The organism is Paenibacillus sp. P4_A7 (genome assembly GCF_056402455.1).
Genome location: NZ_JBFUHJ010000222.1, coordinates 1 through 8595, shown reverse-complemented (window position 1 = coordinate 8595; position 8595 = coordinate 1). Strand labels below are relative to the sequence as shown.

General features: G+C 45.8%; 5 protein-coding genes and 1 rRNA gene. All 6 read right to left on the bottom strand.

Annotation, left to right across the window (positions count from 1 at the left end; translation table 11 throughout):
* A 16S ribosomal RNA gene (locus AC1DWN_RS21345) occupies positions 1 to 410 on the bottom strand; the annotation flags it as partial.
* A gap of 470 nt (positions 411 to 880) precedes the next feature.
* The gene (locus tag AC1DWN_RS21340) at positions 881 to 4150 is read right to left on the bottom strand and encodes an S-layer homology domain-containing protein (protein ID WP_477560917.1); all 3270 of its coding nucleotides are present in this window, start codon (positions 4148 to 4150) and stop codon (positions 881 to 883) included.
* Positions 4151 to 4240: 90 nt separating this feature from the next.
* Positions 4241 to 5512, bottom strand: a complete 1272-nt coding sequence (locus AC1DWN_RS21335; protein WP_477560916.1) for an FAD-dependent oxidoreductase — start codon at positions 5510 to 5512, stop codon at positions 4241 to 4243.
* The gene (locus AC1DWN_RS21330; protein ID WP_477560915.1) at positions 5512 to 7059 is read right to left on the bottom strand and encodes an extracellular solute-binding protein; all 1548 of its coding nucleotides are present in this window, start codon (positions 7057 to 7059) and stop codon (positions 5512 to 5514) included. Before AC1DWN_RS21330 ends, AC1DWN_RS21335 begins: the two co-directional genes overlap by 1 nt.
* Before the next feature lie 21 nt (positions 7060 to 7080).
* Positions 7081 to 7941: a carbohydrate ABC transporter permease gene (locus AC1DWN_RS21325; protein ID WP_477560914.1), complete on the bottom strand. Its 861-nt coding sequence runs from the start codon at positions 7939 to 7941 to the stop codon at positions 7081 to 7083.
* A partial coding sequence (locus AC1DWN_RS21320; protein WP_477560913.1) for an ABC transporter permease occupies positions 7935 to 8595 on the bottom strand: 661 nt, incomplete at its 5' end. The genes AC1DWN_RS21325 and AC1DWN_RS21320, both read right to left, overlap by 7 nt.

Here is an 8595-nt window from a genome sequence, read left to right as displayed (position 1 = left end):
GCGTTGCTCCGTCAGACTTTCGTCCATTGCGGAAGATTCCCTACTGCTGCCTCCCGTAGGAGTCTGGGCCGTGTCTCAGTCCCAGTGTGGCCGATCACCCTCTCAGGTCGGCTACGCATCGTCGCCTTGGTGAGCCGTTACCTCACCAACTAGCTAATGCGCCGCGGGTCCATCTCTAAGTGATAGATTGCTCCATCTTTCTCGATTCGATCATGCGATCAAATCGCTTATCCGGTATTAGCATCCGTTTCCGAATGTTATCCCAGTCTTAAAGGCAGGTTACCCACGTGTTACTCACCCGTCCGCCGCTAACTTAATTGAAAGCAAGCTTTCAATTAAATCCGCTCGACTTGCATGTATTAGGCACGCCGCCAGCGTTCGTCCTGAGCCAGGATCAAACTCTCCAAATTGGTGTTTGACTTGCTCATTACTTTTTATCGCTTTTTCTAATGATCCGTTAAGATCGTTAGGGCAGTTTAATACTCGTTGTTCAGTTTTCAAAGAGCAATCTTTTCTTTCGTTTGTCGCGGTTTGTCTCATCGGCGACTTTTATAATATATCACACTCGCCTATTCAATTGCAAGTACTTTTTTTGTGATTCGACATTTTTTTCATTTTGTCGTTTCAGTTATTTATGTGTCCTGCAAAAGCGGCGAGTACTAATGTATCACGATCCGTTTATCAAAGTCAAGACTTAAATTATCAATTTTATTATACACAACTAATTTTCATCCAACTTGTTTTCGTTTCAACTAATTATACGTATATACCCGAAGAAACTTGAAAGAAATTATTAAAATACTTGAATCCCCTTAACACCTCTATAAAAGGTATTAAGGGGATTCTGCAAGTGGATAGTAGAACTTGATTCCCTAGCGGATTATTTTGCAGGCAAAGCGTTTAACAAGCGAGTAATGACAACCGCAACCTCAGCACGAGCTGCACGGTCCTTGGGTGCGAATAAATCGTTTAGCTTGCCTTTAAGCAAACCCAAGGCGTAGGCTTGATGCACAGCTTCGCTAGCCCAATCACTAATCTCGGCTTCATCCATAATAGATGAAGGCAGATCACTTGACGGGGTGATTATACCATCTCGAAATATTTTCCATACTCGGATTAGGATTGTAGCCATCTCTTCACGGGTAATGGGGGCGTTTGGGAAGAAGGACTTTCCATCCCCTTTAATAATGCCTGTTTCGAATGCAGCACGAACTGCTTCTGCGTACCAGTCCTCATCTGAGACATCCGCAAAATTAATGGCATTCCCTGTGCCCTGCCAGTTAAGTGCCCTTGCAAGTATAGTAACAAACTCAGCACGAGTCGTATTCTTGTTCGGAGCGAATGTTCCATCGCCCGTACCGATCACAATTCCTTTTGCAGCTAGTGCTTTAATTTCATTACGCGCCCAATGCGATGCAATATCTGAGAATTCCACTCTTGCAATAATGTCATCTGTATTAGTAACATCAGGCCCAATCCCTACTTCTGCTCTAGGATCTGTTTCAGGATTCGTTCCTACGTATGTTTCAGGATTCGTTCCGGAATCTGGTTCAATATCTGGTTCAAGCTGTAATGTCTCTAATTCAATGACCGTCATACTTTTCGCAGGCATCAGATAAGTTTGAAACGCCCCCTGCCCCTCAACGTCCTGTGTGGTCACGCGAATTTCTTCTTGAGTACCTGTGTTATGAGACAATAGCGTATCGGCTGTTAATGTTTTTTCTTTTACCACTCTGTAGTTTTCAAGACCACTAAAGGTAATCTGGCGATTTAATTCTGGATCCCTATTCACAATAACCAAATTCATTCCATGATCAGTCGTCATTGCATTGATGGTCAGATTCGCTTCCGGGTCAGTTGGACTTGTCATTTCGCCAGACAAAGTAACTTCGACCACATCATTGCCCAAGCTTTCACTCAATAGCTTCATTAAATCGGAAATGCCTGTTAAATAAAGCCGTTCTGTCTCTGCTGACTTGTATATCAGCCCCCAAGGACCTGAAGTAAATGAATGATAGGATGCTGCGACGATTTCCTCACGCTGGAACATACGATTGTAGAATTGCGCAGTTCCAAGTATACCCTTCAAAGCGTGAGTTAGGAACCAACTTTCCCGCCATGTCTTATCCGGCAACGTTTCGGGCCAAACTGAATGCTCAGAGAGATACACTTTAATTCGATCTGAACCGGTAATCGAAAGGATATCATCACGAATAGCATCCAAATATTGTTCCATTTTACTAATCGGGTATCCTAGGTAATAAGGATGGAACGTTATATAATCAATTTCATCACCCATCTGCTGAAGTACGGCACGATGCCATTCTTTCCATTCAGTCGTATCATTGTAATTATCCCAAGGGGCGGATTTCGCCAAAGCGGCAAACTTGGCGTCAGGATTTAACTTTCTTACCTCCTCCATCGTTTGTTTACTGGCCTGAATGTAATTTTCGACCCCGTCCGGTCCGAATTGGCCCGTAAATTTGGCGAAATCCAACTCATTACCAAGCTCCCAGATGATTACATTCACTGGCTCCACAATACCTGCTTCAATACGCTTTAGAGCCCAATTAACCCCATCATTAGGATTATCTAATCCATTCCCTGTCAAATATTCCACCGCATCTGCATGCTCGATCACTGTATCCATCCGCATGTTAAAATTCCATACAAATTCAGCGTCAGGATCCAACTGCTGAGCAGACTTGATCCATTCAGCAGGACCGAAGCGATATATATTAGCTGGTTCAGCCCACGTACTCTGAGGAATTCTTTCGTCTATGTCACCAACGGCCCACTGCCATTTGAAAAACTGAGAATCGCTTCCGGCCATACGATGAAACGTCATCGGGAGTTGAAACTCCTCAAGTAAATCGAAGTATTCCTGTTTAATATTTAAGCTGTTCGGTTCATCCTCCATGATAGCTATCTGGCTTTGGTACCAATCATGGTTATACCCGAGCATACGATTACTTACCGACTTGATGATATGCTCAGCATCTACTTCGGCCATGGCCGGACTAATATTACTTAATGTGCTTACCATTAATTCTGCGCTGAATGGAGACTGCAAACCCGCACCATCTTTCGCTTTCACATGAAAGGACTGGACGGTTGAAGGAGATAGCCCATTAGCGGTATATTGAGTACCCGTTACGGCAGCGACAGGCTCTCCATTTAGGTAAATATCGTATCCGGCTACTGATACGTTGTCCTCTGCGGCATCCCATTCCAATTGAATGGAGGATATCCCCACTTTAACCGCCTGCAAATGCTGCGGAGCCGTAGGCGGGGTCTCATCTTGAATAAACTGAATAGTAGACGCAGCTGTGGTGCCTAAATACTCGGCAGACAAATTCACCATCCCCCCTGAAGAATCACCCGTGTAAGACAAGTATTGGTTATCGATAGTTCCATCTCCCCCTGCTACTGACCAATGTACAGATGATGAAACATCGAATGTTTCGGCTCCATAATTGGCTATTACCTTCATGATTCCAAGATCGAGATCTGCGCCAATGGAAAACAACTGGAGACTTGGAGTGACTTCCAGTCCATCAGGCTTCATAGAGAGAACCACATCATCCGCATATAAGCTGCCTGTGATCCCACCGCCCCCACTTCTTCTTCGGATAAGCATGCGTACTTTATCTTCATCCTCGTTCATCGTGAAGGAACCCGAATATTTGGTCCAATCTTGCTCTGCCATCACTGCATCCGTTGAGAACATTACCCGCTTAAATGTATTCCCTTTATAACCCATAAAGGTAATCTGAGGCTTAAATCCGTCTGATAAGAGTCCCTCAGTCTTTAGCCAGCTCTCATAGTAATACGACTCGCCCGCTTCAACCTGGGCAAACCGATCAATTTCAAGCGTCTTGTCTGTACCGTCAAAAACAATTTGGGCCGCCTTAGTTCCGCTATGCACTACTGATTGCTGTACTGATACTGTCGCACCGGAAATGGAAGACTTCGACCAGGCTGTGAAATCTGGTGTCAACTCGAAACCATTATTGTATGCGAACAAATTATCATTCGAAGCGGCCATGACAGCGTTTTCAAAAAATAGTCCCGAAAGCAAGCTTATAATAGTAACTAATTTAAGCAAACGTAAACCATGCTGAATCCTCGTCTTTTTTCCCATGTTCATTCACTAACTCCTCTATAATTAGTCATTGTTGACATAGACAAAGGCCGCCACCTCGATGCGAAGCGAGATGGCGGATTGGATTATGGTCTGTTACTTAAGCCGGGCCCCTTGCTCCATCAATACATTCTGAAGCATTTGAATATTGAGTTCTCTAGGCAAGTCGCCGCTTTGGATACAAAGCGCTGCGGCTGCTCCCGCCGCTTGGCCTAAAGCAATCGCAATAGGCTGTACGCGAATCGCGGAATGCGCCTCATGGGTTGACGATATCGGTCTTCCGCCTACAATAAGGTTTTCAATTGACTTAGGAATGAGGCATCGGTAGGGAATTTCATACCACTCACCAGGCTGTAAATACTTAATGACTGTGCCCTCACCATTCGGATTGTGAATGTCAACCGGATAGGTTCCGCGAGCAATGCAATCGTCAAACTTGCAAGCTGCAAGCAGCTCCTCTGCCGTCAGCCTATATTCACCTACAATGCGCCTGGATTCTCTGACACCGATCTGAGGTGCCGTAGTTTGCAAATAAGCATCTTCAAATCCTTCCACTTCCTGCTTTAAAAATTTCAAAAGCTGCTGCACTTGTCTTCTTCCTTCAATCTCAGCTTCGGTGAGCTGCCGCGGGTCAGTACCATCCTTCAAAAGCACTCTTGTTGTATTGAAATGGAGCACCCCAGGCTGGTTCGCATAAAACCATAGTACATCCTCGCGTGGACAATTGATCTCCCCACGTTCCTTAGCCGCTCGGAACTTCGTGTTGATTTCTTCCTTGCTTGGCAGCCTCTCCAGATCTACATTTGCCATGCGAAAATTGAGTGTCATCGGCTGGGAGAGTCCATCTTCAGCACGACCGCTTTGCACTTCAGCACCTGCCATTGCCGATAAATCCGCATCTCCTGTCGTATCTACGAAAATTGTCGCCCTGTAAGTTTCGAGCCCCGCTTTATTAGCAACAATAATGGATTCGATCTCATGATTATTTCCTTTCATTTTAACGTCGCCCAGAAAGGTATGATAGAGGAGATGGACCCCAGCCTCCAAACAGAGCTCTTCTGCAACAACCTTTAACGCTTCCGGATCAAAGGCAGCCTTCTCCTTCGGATGCCCATACATATTCAGCGCTGTCATACGTTCGATCAGCTCTTGAAGCACCCCAAAGATGAGCTGCGCTTTACTCCCATCCTCCGCTGTTACCCAGTAAGGCATCCATGGATTAACCATCATAGCTGTCCCGGCTCCTCCGAGGAAGCCATAGCGCTCGATTAGCAGTGTCTGGGCGCCCAATCGAGCGGAGGCAACGGCAGCGGCAATCCCGCTTGGCCCCCCACCAACAACGATAACATCATAATCATGGCATACCATTAATCAATCAATCCTTGCTCTTTTATTTGTTTTTCTGCTGCTTCTGTATACAATTGATATTTGAAAGTTCCATCCAACGTACTCAAGAATTGTCCAAACTCTGACAGAGGTCTTTTGCCATATACGAATTTCACTAATTCTTCCTTTGCGAATCGATCCGCATCTGCTTTGTTGAAGTCAGACGGCGGAACGACCGAACTGTCCAACAGTCGGATGCGCTCAGCATTAGCCGCAAATGCAATGACCGACTCTTGCTTAGGAAACTTCATGACCAAATATTGCTCATTCGGGCGTCCAGTCAGTTGGTACATATAGAAGTAACCACCTTCCTTCGCCATCAGTTCCGTCAGTTGCTCTTTGCCGTTCTCCATCGTATAATGCTTACCTTCAAGCCCATACATAACCAGCTTGTTTCCTTCCGGAGAAGACAAATAGTTAATTAGATCGAATACCTTCTGCAGCTTCTCCTTATCGTTCTCCAGTGATTTTGGAATAACCATCAAGCGGGATGGCTTGTCAAAATCAAATGATCCGTCGAATTGCCCGGCTGGACCTTTCGGAGCTCCCAATTGAACCCACTCTGCATCCGGGTTTACTGTGCGATACTGCTCGATCATCTCGTCCTTGGCAATATCCGTCCAGCCTAAGTAGATAATTCCTGCCTTCCCTTGGAAAGCCTTCTGCTGAGCATTACTTACCTTGTTGGTCATCAGCTCAGGGTCCGTTACGTTGGCGTCTATGAACTTCTTGATCGTAGCAAGCGCTTCGGACATGGCCGGAGCCGAATACGAATTCATTAGCTTGCCGTCCTGGGTAAAGAACACCCCTGTTCCAGGCTCGCTAATTCCATACGCTCCGAAAATAGGAGCAAATGCATTAAGCTCCAGTCCTGTTATGCCGTAAGTATCTTTCTTGCCATTCTCATCTGGATCCTGCTCTGTAAATGACTTGGCAACCTCCAACAGCTCATCGATCGTTTGCGGCATATCCAGTTGAAGCTTATCTAGCCAATCCTTACGGATCCAATAAGAATTGAATGGCACATCCCCGTTTCTCGGAACTGCGTACACCTTTCCATTAATCGAAGCCTTCTTCCATAGGTCGGCCCCCAAATCGGTCACGAAGTCCTTGGCCTGCTTCAGTTCGTTATCCAAATAGGGTGTCAAATCCAGTAGAAGTCCCTTCTCGGCGTATGTCTTCATATCCGTGTAAGATGCCTGGAAAAGGTCAGGATAGTTGCCGCCGGCTATTTGCACCCTCATTTTATTATCATAATCTTCACTTGTTTGCGTCGCGGTCAGCATCAGATTTGTGCCCAGCTTCGCATCCAACTCCTGTTTAAGGACATCAGTCCCCGGATCCGGCAGCCCTGCCCCTGTCAAAGCAATGTTCAAGGAGATCGGCTCAGCCGGCTTTTGACTCTCGACAGGTGTATTCTCTATTTCTGAACCAGTTCCCGTAGATTTAGAACCCGTTCCCGAGTTGCATGCACTCAGCACACTTACGGACAGTGCAATAAGAGCCGTTAATTTCAATAAACGTTTCATATTCGTTCCCCCAATTTATAATTATCCTTTAATAGAGCCGAGCATCATGCCTTTGGTAAAATGCCTTTGCAAAAACGGATAGACCACAATAATAGGCAGGCTGGCGAGAACGATTGCGCTCATCTGCATGGTCATTGTCGGCACCATCGTCTCCGCGCTTTCGAGCGGCTGCTGCGTCATCATCAAGATTTCTCTAACAACAACCTGCAGCGGAAACAATTGACGGTCAGAAATGTACATAATAGCAGCAAAAAACTGATTCCAATGTCCGACAGCATAGAATAGTCCTATTGTAATCAGAGATGGCTTAGATAACGGAACAGCGATCTGACACAATATTCTGAACTCTTTGGCACCATCGATCCGCGCTGATTCGAACAACTCCTCGGGCAAACTTTCGAAGAAGCTCTTCATCACTAATACGTTGAAGCTCCAGATTGCACCCGGGAGAATCATCGACCAGATCGTGTCGATCAACCCAGTCGCCTTTACGATCAAATAGGTAGGAATAATTCCTCCGCCAAACAGCATCGTGAATACGACCATACCCAAAAAAAAGGAGCGCCATGGAAGCTGCTTTCGGCTTAACGGATAGGCCATCAATGCCGTGAGCACTAGATTAACCGCTGTACCGATTACGGTTACGAGCACCGTTACCTTCAGCGCATTGAAAATATTCGAAGTTTCTAGCAGCTTTTGATAAGCGGAGAACGTCAGCTTCTTCGGAATAAGCACATATCCACCGTTCTTCAGTACTTCACCGAAGGGTGTAAGTGACACCGATACCACATAAAGCACAGGTATGAGAGCAACCAGTCCGATCAAAGCCAAGATGAAAATGCTAATCCAATTAAACAGACGGTCTTCGGTTGAATTCACCATATGCTCTCCCCCCATCTTTTTGCTAACGCATTGGAGCCAAACACCAACACCAGACCGATCAGCGATTTGAACAGACCCACCGCTGAAGCGAGGCTGAAGTTCCATTGTTCAAGTCCAGTACGAAACACCCAGGTGTCCAGAATATCTGCAACCGGATAGACATGAACGTTATACAGAATATAAATTTGGTCGAACCCTGCATCCATTACTTGTCCCAATCGCAATATGACGAGTAGAATAATGACATTGCGAATGCCTGGAATCGTGATATGCCAAATCATACGCAATCGGCTTGCGCCATCCACTTTTGCTGCCTCATAAAGTGTCGGATCAATGCTCGCCATCGCCGCGAGGTAGATAATAGCACCCCATCCAATGTTTTGCCATATCTCTGAGCCAACGAGAATGGTTCGAAACCACTCGGTTGAGCTCAGGAACGGAATAGGATCTCCTCCAGCCTCCGTAATCAAGCGATTAATAACTCCGGAATCTTGGGATAACAATGCGATCAATATTCCATAAATGATCACCCATGAAAAGAAATGAGGCATGTAGCTTAAAGTCTGCACTAGCGATTTAAACCACTTTACTCTGCACTCATTCAGCAGCAGCGCCAGAATGATCGGAGGCACCATGCCGAATATAATCTTGTAG